This is a genomic window from Kitasatospora sp. NPDC093550, assembly GCF_044764985.1.
In the GTDB taxonomy this organism is placed as follows: Bacteria; Actinomycetota; Actinomycetes; order Streptomycetales; family Streptomycetaceae; genus Kitasatospora.
The window spans coordinates 19,566-34,270 of record NZ_JBIWJF010000033.1 but is presented as its reverse complement, the minus strand read 5'-3'; the positions used below and the strand labels follow the sequence as shown (position 1 = coordinate 34,270).

General features: G+C 76.1%; 14 protein-coding genes. 5 read left to right on the top strand and 9 right to left on the bottom strand.

Going from position 1 to position 14,705, the window contains the following annotated elements; translation table 11 throughout:
- Positions 1 to 52 precede the first annotated feature (52 nt).
- Positions 53 to 1,720 (bottom strand): sensor histidine kinase, encoded by a 1,668-nt coding sequence (locus ACIRD3_RS34525; RefSeq protein ID WP_402224499.1) that lies wholly within the window; start codon positions 1,718 to 1,720, stop codon positions 53 to 55.
- Between the two features lie 80 nt (positions 1,721 to 1,800).
- A complete protein-coding gene (locus ACIRD3_RS34520; RefSeq protein WP_402224496.1) occupies positions 1,801 to 4,236 on the bottom strand; it encodes a SpoIIE family protein phosphatase in 2,436 nt (811 codons plus the stop codon).
- Between the two features lie 190 nt (positions 4,237 to 4,426).
- Between ACIRD3_RS34520 and ACIRD3_RS34515 the strand changes: the two genes are divergently transcribed.
- On the top strand, positions 4,427 to 4,759 hold the full coding sequence (locus ACIRD3_RS34515; protein WP_402224494.1) for a DUF4326 domain-containing protein: 333 nt from the start codon (positions 4,427 to 4,429) through the stop codon (positions 4,757 to 4,759).
- Positions 4,760 to 4,771: 12 nt separating this feature from the next.
- Here the strand turns inward: ACIRD3_RS34515 and ACIRD3_RS34510 are convergent, their stop codons facing one another.
- A complete protein-coding gene (locus tag ACIRD3_RS34510; RefSeq protein ID WP_402224492.1) occupies positions 4,772 to 5,338 on the bottom strand; it encodes a Uma2 family endonuclease in 567 nt (188 codons plus the stop codon).
- Positions 5,339 to 5,487: 149 nt separating this feature from the next.
- Here ACIRD3_RS34510 and ACIRD3_RS34505 point away from each other — a divergent pair, with 149 nt between their 5' ends.
- Entirely contained in the window at positions 5,488 to 6,807 is a 1,320-nt protein-coding gene (locus ACIRD3_RS34505; protein WP_402224490.1) for a PQQ-binding-like beta-propeller repeat protein, read from the top strand.
- 83 nt (positions 6,808 to 6,890) lie between these two features.
- Positions 6,891 to 7,526, top strand: a complete 636-nt coding sequence (locus ACIRD3_RS34500; RefSeq protein ID WP_402224488.1) for a uridine kinase — start codon at positions 6,891 to 6,893, stop codon at positions 7,524 to 7,526.
- A gap of 58 nt (positions 7,527 to 7,584) precedes the next feature.
- Here ACIRD3_RS34500 and ACIRD3_RS34495 read toward each other — a convergent pair whose 3' ends face one another.
- The 5 genes from ACIRD3_RS34495 to ACIRD3_RS34475 form a co-directional block, all read right to left on the bottom strand.
- Entirely contained in the window at positions 7,585 to 8,421 is an 837-nt protein-coding gene (locus ACIRD3_RS34495; protein ID WP_402224486.1) for a DNA-formamidopyrimidine glycosylase family protein, read from the bottom strand.
- A gap of 79 nt (positions 8,422 to 8,500) precedes the next feature.
- Complete coding sequence (locus ACIRD3_RS34490; protein WP_402224485.1) at positions 8,501 to 8,953, bottom strand: universal stress protein; 453 nt, start codon at positions 8,951 to 8,953, stop codon at positions 8,501 to 8,503.
- 225 nt (positions 8,954 to 9,178) lie between these two features.
- Complete coding sequence (locus ACIRD3_RS34485) at positions 9,179 to 10,186, bottom strand: zinc metalloprotease (RefSeq protein WP_402224483.1); 1,008 nt, start codon at positions 10,184 to 10,186, stop codon at positions 9,179 to 9,181.
- Positions 10,187 to 10,285: 99 nt separating this feature from the next.
- Entirely contained in the window at positions 10,286 to 11,005 is a 720-nt protein-coding gene (locus ACIRD3_RS34480) for an AAA family ATPase (protein WP_402224481.1), read from the bottom strand.
- A 210-nt stretch (positions 11,006 to 11,215) separates the two neighbouring features.
- Entirely contained in the window at positions 11,216 to 12,142 is a 927-nt protein-coding gene (locus tag ACIRD3_RS34475) for an LLM class F420-dependent oxidoreductase (RefSeq protein WP_402224479.1), read from the bottom strand.
- A gap of 152 nt (positions 12,143 to 12,294) precedes the next feature.
- Between ACIRD3_RS34475 and ACIRD3_RS34470 the strand changes: the two genes are divergently transcribed.
- Positions 12,295 to 12,645 carry a DUF6401 family natural product biosynthesis protein gene (locus ACIRD3_RS34470; protein WP_402224476.1) on the top strand — a complete coding sequence of 117 codons (351 nt, stop codon included), beginning with the start codon at positions 12,295 to 12,297 and terminating at the stop codon, positions 12,643 to 12,645.
- Between the two features lie 161 nt (positions 12,646 to 12,806).
- Positions 12,807 to 13,583 (top strand): alpha/beta hydrolase, encoded by a 777-nt coding sequence (locus ACIRD3_RS34465; protein ID WP_402224474.1) that lies wholly within the window; start codon positions 12,807 to 12,809, stop codon positions 13,581 to 13,583.
- A gap of 68 nt (positions 13,584 to 13,651) precedes the next feature.
- On the opposite strand, the gene ACIRD3_RS34460 is transcribed toward ACIRD3_RS34465, so the two are convergent.
- Positions 13,652 to 14,647, bottom strand: coding sequence for an ArsR/SmtB family transcription factor (locus ACIRD3_RS34460; RefSeq protein ID WP_402224472.1), 996 nt, complete (start codon positions 14,645 to 14,647; stop codon positions 13,652 to 13,654).
- Between the last annotated feature and the right edge of the window lie 58 nt (positions 14,648 to 14,705).

The window sequence follows — 14,705 nt, the reverse complement described above, 5'->3', positions numbered from 1 at the left end:
GCCCCATCCTCACATCCCGGGTGCCCCGGCCCCGCACCGGGGACGGGGGCGCTCAGTCCTTGCTGACGTACTCCTGCTTGTCCACCAGCACCCCGTCCTTGAAGCAGAAGCGCGCGACGTGCTGATCGTTCCAGGCGTCTCCGGGCAAGCCGGACAGGAGGTACCAGCGGCAGTGCGCCCCCTCCGGCCGGGTCGGCCCCGTCTTCTTGTAGTCGTCGGTGAAGAGGCTGTTCCCGGGCGGCAGTTCGGCCAGCACCGCGGACTCGGCCGTGCCGACCTGGATCCGGTCGTACCGCGCCCTCTTCACCGTCGCGTCGCGGGTGCCGTCGACGAAGCCGACAACGCCCCACACCACCAACCCCAGCAGGACCACCCCGACCCCCACCACCCCGAGCGCGCAGCCGAGCGCCGGACTGCGGCGCCCGCCCTCCGTCCCGTCGGCCGGCAGGCCCTCCGGCACCCAGCCGTTCACGCCGGCCTCGGCGGCGGCGCCCTCCGCGCTGCCCTCCGTCCCCTCGTACGGCAACACGGCGGCCAGCCGGAAGCCGTGCGCGGGCGTGGGCCCGGCGTGCACCATGCCACCGACCAGCCGCGCGCGCTCCCGCAAGCCGGTCAGCCCCTGACCGCCGCTGACGGCCTGGCCCGCTCCGGCGCGCGCGCCCACCGGCTCCGGGGCGCGGGTGTTGACGACCTCCACCACCAGGGCATCCGGTTCGTACCGGAGCGCGACCGCGATGGGTGCGCCGGGGGCGTGCTTGTGCGCATTGGTGAGCGCCTCCTGCACGATCCGGTACGCCGCGTGGTCGACCGCGGCCGGCAGCGGACGTCGCTCGCCCTCCCGGCTCAGCGTGACCTCCGCCCCCGCGGCCCGGGAGGACTCCAGCAGCCCGTCGATCCCGTCCACCCCGCCCCGGGCGGCCGCCGTGCCCGCCGCCCCCGCCGTGGGCGGCACCGCGGTCGACTCGTCGTGCAGCACCCCGACCACCTCGCGCAGCTCGCGCATCGCCGCGACCGCCGCCTGCCGCAGCACGCCGACCGCCTCCCGCTGCCGGTCGGTGAGCGTCCGGTCCACCTCCAGCGCGCCGGAGTGCACCGAGATCAGCGCCAACTGGTGACCCAGGCTGTCGTGCATGTCCTGGGCGATCCGGTGCCGCTCGCGCAGCCGCGCCTGGTGCACCACCATGACCCGCTCGCGCAGCAGCTGGTCGTTGCGCTCGCGCAGCGCGTCCAGCAGGGCGCGCCGCTGCGCGCGGTAACGGCCGTAGAGCGCGGGCAGCACGGCGAGCACCAGGTAGCCGCCGAGCGACAGCCCGAGGACGAGCTTCGGCGAGACCGAGGAGCCGTCCTTCAGCACGCCCGTCACGGTGAACAGCGCCCAGCTCAGGACGAAGGCGCCGACCAGCGTCCAGACCCGGCGGATCCGCGCCCCGGCCACCCAGCCCGCACAGACCAGCAGCAGCACCGGCCCGCCCGACCAGCCGGTTCCGGCCGACGCCGCCAGCAGCACGGTGGCCGGCGTCCCCCGCCGCAGCACCCACAGCACCGCGACGCCGAGGCCGAAGGGCACCGCCAGGCCGGTGCCCATGAGGGCCTCCAGCAGGCCCGCGAGGCCGCCCATCAGCACGGCGAGCAGCGCCTCGCTCACCACCCGCCGGGGCCGCCAGGGCCCGGGCAGCGCCGTCCGTACCGCCGTCTTCCAGGCCCGCGCGATCGCATTCACCCGTCGAGGCTAACGGGCCGCCCGACACACCCGCCGTCCTCCTTCGTCGCAGCCGAAGGCCGACTTTCGTCGGTGCCCGCTCAGCCGAAGGCCGTCAGCAGCAGCGCCACGTCGTCGACCCGGCCGGTCGAGCCGACCTCCCGCAGCAGCCGCTCGGCCGCCGCCTCCAGTCCCTCCCCGGCCGGCCCCCGGTCCAGCGCGGCCCGCAGCCGGTCCACGCCCTGGTCGATCGCCACCGCCGGGTCCTCGACCAGCCCGTCCGTGTACAGGGCGAGCACCGCCCCCGGCCGCAGCCGCAGCTCGCTGACCGGGTACGCGGCCCGCTCGTCGACGCCCAGCAGCGGGCCGCCCGCCACGTCCAGCGCCTCGGCCCGCCCGTCCGGGTGGCGCAGGACCGGCGGCATGTGCCCGGCCCGGGCGAAGCGGGCGGTGCCGTCGGCCGGGGTGAGCCGGACCAGGCAGCAGCTGGCGAGCAGCCCCGGGTCGAGGTCGAGCAGCAGCCGGTTGGTGCGGGCGAGCACCTGGTCGGGCGGGTCGCCGCCGGTCGTGAAGGCGCGGACGGCGCTGCGCAGCTGGCCCATCGTGGCGGCGGCGGCGACGCTGTGGCCCTCGACGTCCCCGATCACCAGGGTGACGTCGCCGCCCGTGACGATCGCGTCGTACCAGTCGCCACCGATCTCCATCCCCTGGGTGCCGGGCAGGTAGCGGGCGGTGATCCGGATGCCGGGCACCTCGGGCAGCCGGTGCGGCAGCAGTGCCTGCTGCAGACCGCGGGCCAGCGCGAACTCCGCGTCGTAGAGCCGGGCGCGCTCCAGGGCCTGGGCGATGAAGCCGCCCAGGGCGGTGAGCAGGCCGCGCTCCTCGACGGTGAACGGGCGCGGACGGCCGAAGCCCAGGATGCAGCTGCCGACCGGACGGCCGGAGGCGATCAGCGGCAGGAAGGCCCAGGCGCCCATCTCGTCCAGGGCGAGGCCGGGGTAGGCGGCGGCCAGTTCGCGCACCGATTCGAAGAAGATCGGGGTGCCGGTGCTGAGCGTCTCCGCGCCGGGGACGCGGGCGTCGATCGGGGTGCCCTCGAAGGAATCGAGGAAGCCGTCCGGGTAGCCGCTCTGCGAGACCAGGTGCAGGCACTGGTCGCGCACCCCGTAGATGGCGAGCTCCTGCCCGCCGAAGGCCGGCAGGATCTGCTCGGCCACCGCCTGGCACACGTCCCGGACGGTGACCGCCTCGGTGAGCGCGCTGGCCAGCTGCAGCAGGTGGTGGGTGCCGCCCACGCCGCCGCTGCGCGTGACGGGCGGCGGGGCGGCCGGCGCGGCGGCGGCGCCGGGCGGGGGCTCGGCGGCGACCACCCGGCCGGTGAGGCCGTGCGCGTCGGGGTAGAGCGAGAAGGCCAGCCAGCCCTCCGGCGGGCGGGCGGCCAGGAAGGTGGCGGGCCGCTGGGAGAGCAGGGCCGCGCGGTAGCGGTTCTCGTAGAAGGGGTCGGCGAGCCAGGGCAGCACGTCCCAGGGGTGGTGGCCGACCAGATCCTCGCGGCGGGCCCGGAGCAGCAGCTCGGTGGCGCGGTTGGCGTAGCCGATCCGGCCGTCCAGGTCGAGCGAGAACACGCCCTCGTGCAGCCGCTCGACGGCGGCCGCGGCGGCGGTGAGGCTCCGGACGTCCAGCACGGCGCCCACCAGGTGGTCGCGGCCGTCCGAGATCGCCGAGGGCACCCGCGCCCAGAGCTCCACCGGGTACGGCAGGCCGTCCGGCCCCAGCACCCGGACCCGGGCCGCCAGCACCTCCCCCTGCTCCAGCGCGGTCCGCGCGGCGGCCCGGAACTCCGGCAGGTCACCCGGGGCGACCCGGCGGTTCAGCGCCGCCACCGTGCCGTCGAACTCGCCCGGTCCGAAGCCGAGGATCTCCCGGAATCCCTCGTCGGCGGACAGCTCCCCGGTGGCCAGGTTCCAGTCGAACAGCCCGACCCGGGTGGTCGGCACGGACGGCAGCGGCAACTCCACCACGACCGCCTCCCCGCCCGGCTCCACCGACTGCCCGGCGGCCTCCAACTGGGCCAGCCCGTCGCCGAGTTCGGCCGCCACCGCGGCGAGCTCCGGGCCGGCGGCCGGCGGCACCCCGTCGTCCGAGGCGGGCCAGAACGCGCTCAGCACCCCGAACCGCTCCTCGCCGTGCTCCACCGGCACGCAGACCGAGCCGAAGTCGTACGGGAGGCCGACCGCGAGCTGCGGGAAGCGCCGCATGGTGTCCTCGGCGTCGGAGAGCTCGATCGTGTGCCCGGTCCGGAAGCAGACCGCGACCGGCAGCGGCCCGGCCGTCGCGATCTGCCGGAACGGGCTCATCACCGCCAGCGGCACCCCAGCGACCGTCCGCAGCACCAGCGAGCTGCGGTCACGCGACCGCAGGTGCACCATCGCGCCGTACGCCCCGTCGGAGCCCAGCACCCGGCGCACGGCGTCCGCGAGCAGCTCGTCCCGCCGGTGGTCCGCCCGCCCGGCCGGCCCCTGCACGGAACGGGGCACCGCCCGGCGCACCTCCGCGTCGGCCCCGGGCTCCGGCGGCCGGTCCGACCCGGACCGCGCCCCAGGGGCCCCACCGGTCGCGTGCGGATGGCGCATGCTCTTTTGCTACGCCGGGCGCGGAAGCGTGTCAAGGCGGGACCGCCCCCACCCCGGGCTGCCGGCCCGCCCCGCTTGCACCAGCATGGAGGCCATGCCGAGCACCCCCCGCCGCACCACCGTGGTCAACCTCAAGGGCCACCGCGACGACCCCGACGACGACGACGTCGTCTACGTCGGCCGCGCCGTGCACCGCGGCGGCTGGCACCTCGCCGAATCCCCCCTGCACTCCCCGTACCGCCCGGGCCCCGGCCTCACCCGCGAACAGATGGTCGCGAAGTACCGCGCCTACCTCCTCGCCCGCCCCGACCTGCTCGCCCTCGTCCCACCCCTGCGCGGCCACCGCCTCGCCTGCTGGTGCGCCCCGCTCCCCTGCCACGCCGACGTCCTCGCCGACCTCGCCGACCACCCCCCGGGGGAGCACTGACGGGCGAGCCGCTCAGTCCCCGGACAGGTCCACCTCGACCGGGTACGGCACATCGGCCTTGACCAGCCCGGTGAACACCTCCCCCGCCCGGTACGCCCCCACGGCCGCGTCCAGCACGTACGTGTGCACGATCGGCACCCGGCCCGCGGCCTGCTCGACCCGCCAGTGGAACGGGATGCCCGCCCGGGCGTACTGGTCGAGCTTGACCACCCGCTCGGTGGTCTCCGAGCCCGGCGAGACCACCTCGACCAGCAGGAGCACGTGCTGGGGTCTGGTCGGCGCCTCGTCGATCGAGTCGGCGCGGTAGACCACCACGTCGGGCCTGCGGTTGTTCAGCGGCACGTCCTGCAGCCGCACGTCGAAGCCGGTGTCGGCGTTCCACTCGACGCCCTCCGCCTCGTCCAGCGCGTTCGCGAGGAACCGGGCGAGCCGGTTGTGCCGCTTGGAGGCACTCGGGGACACGACCACCATCCCGTCGACGATCTCGATGCCCGCGCACTGCTCGTCGGTCCAGGAGTCGTACTGCTCGCTGGCGATCTGCCGGTGCATCCACTCGGGTGCGGTCATCCCGGCCGTCACGGCGTACCTCCCCGGGGCTGTTGGGCGGGCCTGGGTGCCGTGTGCCACAGCCTAGTACGGGAGTTCCGCGGTTTCGGACGGTTCGAAGACTGTTCGATATCCTCCCGACGGGTGGCGGCGCCGGGCCGTCGGTGGGGAAGCGAGAGCACATGCAGTCGCCGTCGTCCGAGGGGTCCGCGCGCGAGGCGGCGTGGCAGTGGGACGCGGAGGACGGCGGCGCGGCCGAGGCCCCGGGGGAGGTGATCGCCGGGGGCGGGGACGGTCCGCGGCTGAGCCGGCGCCGGCTGCTGGTCGGGGCCGGGGTGCTCGCCGCCGGCGGGGCCGTCTGGGCGTTCGGCCGTTCGGGTGCCGGCGAGGGGCTCCCCGCGCCGAAGCCGACCAGGCCGCAGCCCACCGCCCTGTCCGGGCCGACCCCGGTCTGGACCTACCGGGGCGCCGAGACGATGACCCCGGAGCGGCTCACCGATCCGCCCGGCCGGCCCGTCTACCTCTCCAGGAACGGCCTGCAGGTCCTCGACCCGGCCCGGGGCACCGCCGCCCGGCTGCTGGTCTTCGACCCGCCCGAGGCCCGGGACTGGCCGAACGACCTCGACATGCTCGGCAAGGTCGCGATCGGGCCCGACCGCCTCTTCACCACCACCTACGAGGGCCACCTCGAAGCCCGCCACCTCACCGACCCCGGCGCCGACTGGAGCCTGCCGCTGCCCGACGACCTGCAGGGCGAGACCCGGCTGGCCGGTTACGACCACGGCGTGCTCTACGGCTACTCCTGGGGCCGCCACCGGTCGGACGACGCCCCCGCGGAACACCGGCTGTTCGCCCTGCGGGTCGCCGACCGGTCCTTCCTCTGGTCCGTCCCCACCGAGCGCGAGGAACAGCCGATCACCCCGGCCACCAGGGTCGGCGGAAGCTTCCTGGCCTGCGTCCGCTTCCTCGGCAACCGCGCCGAGCTGGTGGTCCGCGAGGCCGCCACCGGCCGCCCGCTGTGGACCGCCCCCGGCGACGAGGACCTGCGCTGGTGCGTGGCCGGCCCGCAGGACGTCTACGTCCCGGACGGCACCGGCGGCGTGCGCGCGCTGCGCCCCGGTGGCGAGCCCGGCTGGACGTACTCGCCCGCCCGCGGCGAGTCCTGGCGCGCGCTGCCGCCCGTCCCGAACGGCACGCGGGTGTACGTCGCGCGCGACAACGGCGTCGTGACCGGCCACGACGCGGACACCGGCGCCGTCGCGTGGACCTGCCGCCTGCCGTACCTGCTGGACCGCCGCACCCGCCCGCTGGTCGCGAACGACACGCTGTTCGTCCCGGGTACGGCGGTCGGCGGGGTCAGCGCGATCCACACCACGACCGGCGAGCTGGCGTGGACCTTCCGCGACTCGGGCCCCGGCCGGGACGTCTGGAGCCTCGCCACCGACGGGGGCCGCCTCTACGCCGGCCACGACGACGTCCTGCACGCCCTCCCGCTGGCCTGAGCGGCCCCGAGCCGGAACCGGGCCCGGCTCCGGTTCCGGTTCCGGTTCCGCAGGACGCGACCCCACCAAGGCAGGATGGCCCGATGCAGGTACGCCCGATCTCCCCCGACAAGCTGGCCGAGCTGCTCGCCGACCGCATCACCGCCCTGCCCGACGCCGCCGACCGCCGGCTGCGGGTGGCCGTCGACGGCGCCCCGGCCGCCCGGCCCGAGGAGCTCGCCGACGCCCTGGTGGAGCCGCTGCGGCTGCGCGGCCGCCCCACGCTGCGGGTGTCGGCGACGGACTTCCTCCGCCCGGCCTCGATCCGCCTGGAGTACGGCCACCACGACGCGGACGCCTTCCACGACCTCTGGCTGGACGACGGGGCCCTGCTGCGCGAGGTCCTCGACCCCCTGGAGCCGGGCGGCAGCGGCCGCGTCCTGCCCTCCCTGCGCGACCCGGTCACCGATCGCTCCACCCGCGCCCCGTACACCCGACTCGCGCCCAACGCCGTGCTGTTGCTGGACGGAGCGCTGCTGCTCGGCCGCTGGCTGCCGCTGGACCTGACCGTCCACCTGGCCCTCACCCCGGCCGCCCTGGCCCGCCGCACGCCCGCCGACCAGCAGTGGACCCTGCCCGCCTTCGCCCGCTACGAGGCCGAGACCGTCCCCGCCGAACTCGCCGACCTCACCGTCCGGATGGACGACCCCCGGCACCCCGCCCTGGTGGAGCGGGCCTGAGCCCGGACCGGCCCCCACCCGCAGGCGGAACACGGGGTCTCGTCGACGGACCCCCGGCTCAGAACCGCCCCGGCGGCCGCCCCCGGCCCGGCCGGGCGGCCTCCGGAGCGGGGCCGCGCTGGCAGTACGGGCACCAGAACACCGAGCGGTCGCGCGGGGGTTCGCCCTGCCGCCCGGCCGCGACCGGGGTGACGCAGCGCGGGCAGGGCCGCCCGGCCCGGCCGTAGACCCAGTGCTGGTAGCCGGGGCGGGTGTCGCCGGTGGTGATGTGGCCGGGGCGCAGCTTGTTGACCTCCAGCATCCGCTGGGCGCGTTCCACCAGCCGGTCGGGGTGCGGGAGTTCACCGACCTCGGTCCACGGCGTCACCCCGGCCACGAAGCACAGCTCGTTGGCGTAGACGTTGCCGATCCCGGCCAGGTTGCGCTGGTCGAGCAGGGCCTCGATGACCGGACGGCTCGGGCGGGCGAGGAGCCGGCGGACGGCCTCGACCGGGTCCCAGTCGGGGCCGAGCAGGTCCGGGCCGAGGTGGCCGACGGCGCGCTGCTCGTCGGTGGTGCGCAGCAGCTCGACGACGGGCAGCCGGTAGCCGACGGCGGTGCCCCGCTCGGTGCCGAGGACGGCGCGGATCTGCCAGGCGGGGCCACCGGTCCACCGCTCGCCGGGCCGGTAGACCTCCCAGCGGCCGTCCATCCGCAGATGGGTGTGCAGGGTGAGTCCGCCCTCGAGGCGGGTGAGCAGGTGCTTGCCGCGCGGGACGACCTCCAGGACCCGGCGGCCGGCCAGGCCGGCGGTGGCGTGGGCGGGCACCCGCAGGTCGGCGCTGGTCAGCAGCTGACCGGCGAGGGCCTCGTGCAGCCGGGCCGCCACGCGGTAGACGGAGTCACCTTCTGGCATGTCTCCATTCTGGTCCGCACGGCGGCCCGGCGGCGCACCGGCCCCGCGCCGGCTGCTCCGGCTGCTCCGCTTGCTCCGGCTAGTGCGCCGGGGCCTGGCCCTCGCGGACGACGACCACCGGGCACGGCGCGTGCTCGGTGAGGTGGCGGCTGACCGAGCCGAGCAGCACGCCGGAGAACCCGCCGAGGCCGCGGCTGCCGACCACGAGCAGCGCGGCGCCCTTGGCCGCCTCCAGCAGGGCTGTGGCGGCGCCGCCGGGGACCACGCTCTCGCGGATCGGCACGGCCGGGTCGTCGCCGACGACCTTGGCGACGGTCTCGGAGAGGGTCCTGCCCGCGAGCTCCTCGGGGTTGAAGGTCTCGACGGTCGGCACGCCCTGTCCGGCCCAGCCGTAGAACGCCGGGTACTCCCAGGCGGCGATCGCGTCGACGGTCCCGCCGACGGCCTTCGCGTAGTCGACGGCCCAGCGCAGCGCCTGCTCGGAGGCGGGCGAGCCGTCGACGCCGACGACGATCCGGGGAATGGCACGCATGCCCTGCTCCTTCGGTTGCTCCTGATCGGTCCCGACCCGCCGAACACAGGTCGAATCGGACAGGCGGTCGGCAGTTGCCGCGCCAACCACGCCGCTCCGCGTTCACATCCGGTGCGGCGGGCCCGGTCCGCCTGCGACGATGCCGCCGCGCCCGGTAAGCCCCGCCGCGCCGCGGACGGCCGGACGCCGCGCTGCCCGGACGTCTCCTGCAGCGCCTTCGAGGCGTCAACTCCGGTAGGCAGCCCAGGAGTTCACCATGCGCTGGACCTGCCCGGGGGTGAACTGACTCATGCACGAGTCGTAGCTGTAGTCCATGAAGTTGTGGATCGGGTCGAGACCGGTGCTCGGGCAGGTGTCGCGGCCCTCGGGGCAGCCGTAGGCGGCGCTGCGCTCGGCCGGGGTGTCGTCCACGTAGTCGCCCTGGCCGAGGCAGCCGCCCTGGAAGGTGTGGAAGAGGCCGAGCCAGTGGCCGATCTCGTGCGTGGCGGTGTTGCCCTCGTCGTAGTGCGTGGCGGAGCCGCCCGGCAGCGAGGCGTCCAGCACGACCACGCCGTCGCCCGTCGGGTCCGACCGGTACTCGCTGGGGAAGGTGGACCAGCCGAGCAGGGACTGGCCGAGCCGGGCGGTGTAGAGGTTGAGGGCGCCCTGGTCGCCCTTGCGCAGGGAGCGCTTCATCGCCTGTTCGGCCGCCGAGCCGGGGGTCATGCCGCTGTACCAGGCCGCGTTGTCGGTCCAGTCGGTGCCGGCCAGCTCGAAGTGGAACGGGGTGGGGGTGTTGCCCGCGCCCTGGCCGCCGTAGGTGGTGTTGAGGTGGTCGAGCTGGGCGGTGACGGCGCCCGCGTCCAGCTTGCCGGTGGCGCCGGCGTGGATCACGTGGACGTAGACCGGGACGGTGGTCGGGGCGCCGCGGTGCGTGCGGGCGGTGCCGAGCGCGGCGAGCCGGTCGGCGAGGTCGGCCTCCATCGCCCGGGCCTGGACGCCGCTGACGGTGTTCGGGTCCTTCCCGGCCTGGCCGCCGGCCGGCTTCCGCGCCGCGGCGTCGGTGACCGAGGCATCGGTGACCGCGGCATCGGACGCCGCCGCGCCGCCCTCGCACACGGTCGTCGGGGCGACGGCGGCGGCCCGCTGCGGGACCGGGGCCGCGAACTGGCTCAGTCCGGCCGCGGCGACCAGTGCGGCGGCGCAGGGGAACAGGCGGGGGGCACGCGAGCGCACCCGGGAAGAACGGCGCATCTGCGCTCCTGACGGGGGGAGTTGACGGAGTCCCGGCCGCCCCTGACGTGCGCTCCGAGCGGACCCGCCGGCGCGCTGCCCGGCGCGGACTCGCCGAGACTACGACGCCGTGAAGTCGATCTCCCGCAGGGCGCGCGCGGCGGCCCGGTCGAGTACCACGGCCGACGCACAGCCGGCCGGCAGCCGGCCGTCCCCGAGGATCCGGCGGCGCAGCCGGGCGACGCCGGTGACGTGCCGGACGAAGGCGTAGCGGGAGACACCGCGCCCGCGCCGCCGCTGCCCGTCCAGCGCCTCCCCCGGGTCCACGTCGAGCAGCAGCAGGTGCACCCGGCGGCCCTGCCGGGCGGCGGCGCCGGCCAGCCAGGACCGCACCCAGGGCAGGGTGCCGCAGTCGTGTATCGCGAGCGGTCCGCCGTCCAGCACGGCCCGGCGCAGCCGCCGGTAGTGCGCGAGCCGGGCGACCGGGCGGTAGAGGGCGTACGGGAGGCGGCCGGGCAGCCGGGCCGCGTACTCCTCGCGGACCGCCTGGGAGTCGACCAGCGGGGCGCGGACGCAGCGGCGCATCAGGGTGCTCTTGCCGCTGCCCGGCAGACCGGTGACGACCAGCAGGTCACCGGCCGGGTAGCGCAGCGCCACCGGGCCGGGCCCGCGCAGCTCGTGCAGGGCGGGCCGGTCGTGCGACGGGTCGTGCGGCGGGGGCAGGACGACGCGTTCCCCGGCGGTGCGCGGAGGCGGTGCGCTCGGCACCGCCGCCCGCGCCGTTCTCGTCCCGCTCACCGGTTCTCCCCCCGCCGTTCCCTCCCCAGGAGCATGGCGCATTCCCAAGAGCGAGTAAAGGGCGGAGGTCGGAGCGGGTACGGACGGCCCGTGCCGGGCCCGGCCCCGTGACCGGACCGGGCCCGATTCCGGACGCCGCCGTGACGGGGGACGGGACGCTCTCCCGTCCGCCCCGGCGCCGCGGTGCCCCGTCCGCCTCAGGCCGCGGTGCCCCGTCCGCCTCCGCACTGCGGCCGCCCGGGCGGACCCGGGTCAGCCGAGCTGCGGGGCGACCCGGGAGGCGATCAGCTCCAGGTGGTCCAGGTCGTCCAGGTCGAGGATCTGCAGGTAGATCCGCTCGCTGCCGACGGCCGCGTACCGGCCGATCCTCTCGACGACCTCGTCCGGGGTGCCGGCCAGGCCGTTGGCCTTCAGCTCGTCGACCTCACGGCCGATGGCGGCGGCCCGGCGGGCCACCTCGGCGTCGTCCCGGCCGACGCAGGCGACCAGGGCGTTGGAGTACACCAGGTCGTCGGCCGAGCGCCCGGCCTGCTCGACCGCGGCGCGGACCCGGCCGAACTGGGCCGCGGAGTCGTCCACCGAGGCGAACGGCAGGTTGAACTCGTCGGCGAAGCGGGCCGCCAGCGCCGGGGTGCGCTTCGGGCCGTGGCCGCCGACCAGCACCGGGATGCGGTCCTGGGCGGGCTTGGGCAGCGCGGGCGAGCCGGTCAGGGTGTAGTACTCGCCGGCGAAGTCGAAGGTGTCGCCCAGCTTGGTGTTCCACAACCCGGTGATGATCTCCAGCTGCTCCTCCAGCCGTCCGAACTTCTCCTTGGGGAAGGGGATGCCGTAGGCGGTGTGCTCGGCCTCGAACCAGCCGGCGCCGAGACCGAACTCCACCCGGCCGCCGCTCATCGCGTCCACCTGGGCGACCTGGATCGCGGTCACCCCGGGCAGCCGGAAGGTGGCGGCGGTCATCAGGGTGCCGAGGCGGATCGTGCGGGTGTCGCGGGCGAGACCGGCCAGGGTGATCCAGGCGTCGGTCGGCCCGGGCAGGCCGTCCACGTCGCCCATCTTCAGGTAGTGGTCGGAGCGGAAGAAGGCGCTGAAGGCACCGAGTTCCTCCGCGGTGCGGGCGACCGCCAGGAGGGTGTCGTAGCTCGCGCCCTGCTGGGGTTCGGTGAAGATGCGAAGATCCATGCGCACCATTCTGGTACGGACCACCCGACCGTGAGCGCAGGGAACCGGCCAGAACACGGAACGTACCGACACCCCGCACGGGTGGCCAAGGTCTCAGCACGGAACCGTCACGGCCCGCCGCGCCCGCCCCCGGGCTCGCCTACCGTGGACGGATGTTCGCGACCTCCGACGAATCGTTCCGCTCCCCCGACGAGCCGGCCGGCTGCCCGCTGCCCGGCATCGTGACGGCCTTCACGCCGCGGCTGGCCGAGTTCGCCTTCGAGCCCGGGTTCGTCGCGGCGGTCGACCAGCACGCGGCGATGCTGCGCGAACTGCTCTACGCGCAGGGCCCGGAGCTCGCGGCCCGGCCGCTGGACCGTGCGGACCTGTCCGACTACGCGCAGGGCTTCCTCGACGCGCTCACCGAGATCGGCTGGCGGGAGCCGGTCGGCCACGACTACGCCGTGCTCCGGCTGACCGCGATCTGCTGGCTGGTGCGCGAGCAGCGCCTGCTGGAGGTCTGAGCCACCCGCCCCGTTGACCAGGTGACCGGCGTCCGGCGTCCGGCGTCCGGCGTCCGGCGTCCGGGATGGTTCCCTCGGCTGAACGGTCCGGCGGTCCGCCCGCGTACAGTGGCGTTCCGGGGGGACGGACCACGGGGCGGGACGGACAGGACGGTGCGGCAGTGAGCGGTACGACGGCGGACAGTGCGGCGGACAGCACGGTGGGACACCGGGCGCTGCACTGGCGGACCCGCCCGCACGGGGCCCGGGCCGCCGTCCTCGTCCTGCACGGCGGCGAGGAGCACAACCTCGCCCGGCCCGGCCGCCTCAACCTCCCGCTGCTCCGCATGCACGGCTTCCTGCGCGCGCTCACCAGGGCGACCGCGGACGCCCAGGTCGCCGTCGCCACCGTCCGCTACCGCCACCGCGGCTGGAACGGCGAACGCGCCGACGCCGCCCGGGACGCACTCACCGCCCTCGATGAACTCGCCGCCGCGCTCGGCCCCGTGCCGACCGTCCTGATCGGCCACTCGATGGGCGGACGCGCCGCCCTCCGGGCCGGCGGACACCCCTCCGTCACCGGCCTGATCGCCCTCGCCCCCTGGTGCCCGGCCGAGGACCCCTGCGACCAACTGGCCGACCGCGACGTCCTGGTGCTGCACGGCGACCGGGACACCGTCACCCTGCCCGCCGACACCCGCGCCTTCGCCGCCCGCAGCCGCGCCGCCGGCGCCCGCGTCTGCGGCTACACCGTCACCGGCAGCGGCCACGCCATGCTCCAGCGCGTCCCCGACTGGCACCGCGCCACCACCCGCCTCACCACCGCCCTCCTCGGCCTCCACCCCCTCCCCGCCGAGACCGCCGCCGCCCTCGCCCTCCCACCCAACTCCCCCGAGGCCCTCACCCTCCCGCTCCCCCGCCAACCCCGCCACGCCCCCGCCCTCCCGCCCACCCCCTGACGGAGGCCGCTGCCCGCGGACGGGCTCCGCCCCGTACGCCCCAGGCGTGCGGAGACGCCCGGCGCTCGTCAGGCGGGGATGCGGCCGGCGGCCGGGGCGGGGAGGCGGCCGGCCAGGAGGGCTTCGCCGAGCGGCGTGGGCCGGTGGGTGACGGTCCGGCCGGCGCGGTCCTTGGTGGTGAGGCCGGAGTCGGCGAGGACGCTGGCGTGCTCGCTCGCGGAGGCGGTGGAGATGCCCAGGCGGGCCGCCAAGTCCTTGGTGGAGCAGGGCCCGTGGGTGGCGATGGCCTCCAGGGCGGCGGCCCTGGTCTGGCCGAGCAGGGCGGTCAGGTTGCGGCTGGGGGTCGGTTCGGGCTCGGCGCGCAAGGGTCCACCGATCCTGGCCGGGTAGAGGAGGACGGGCTGCTGGGAGGGGTCCTCGAAGCGGGCGATGACGGGGCGGCGGGGGCCGAACACGCAGGGCTGGAGCAGCAGTCCGCGGCCGTCCAGCCACACGTCGTGGCGGCACCGGTTCGCCAGCGGGAAGCTGAGCACCGGGCGGCGCCAGGACAGCGCCGGGTGCAGCGAACCGAGCACCTGGTCCGGCTCGGTGAGCCGGTGGCGGCGCCCGTGCTCGACGGTGACGAGGGTCTCGATCTGCCGCCGGTAGGGGTCGATCGCCCGGGTCTGGTAGTCGGCGGTGACGGTGCCGAGCAGCTTCCTGGCCCGCCGGTCGCCGGCCGCCACCCCGCGGGCGAAGGCGCTCAACCGCCGCTCCCCGCCGACCGAGCGCAGGTGCTCGCGCAGCGGCCCCTCGGGGGTCTCGGCAGTGGCGCTCTCGGTGGCCCCCGGGTCGCGCAGCACGGTGAGGAACTCGGGGATCGCCGCCGGGGTGTAGAGGTCGAAGAGCAGCGAGGTGCGCGGGTTCCAGGAGGCCCGCAGGTGGTTCCGCCAGGCCTCGAAGCGCGGGTCGCGCAGCCCGCTCACCAGGGCGTGCACGCTGAGCGACAGCTCCATCGACATGTCCGGGCGCTCCGCGACCCGGACCCGCGCCAGGTCGTCCGCCCCGAAGAAGATTCGCAGCACGACTGCGATCGTCGCCCCGGGACCGGCACCACCGCAAGACCGTTCGGCGAGAACCGAA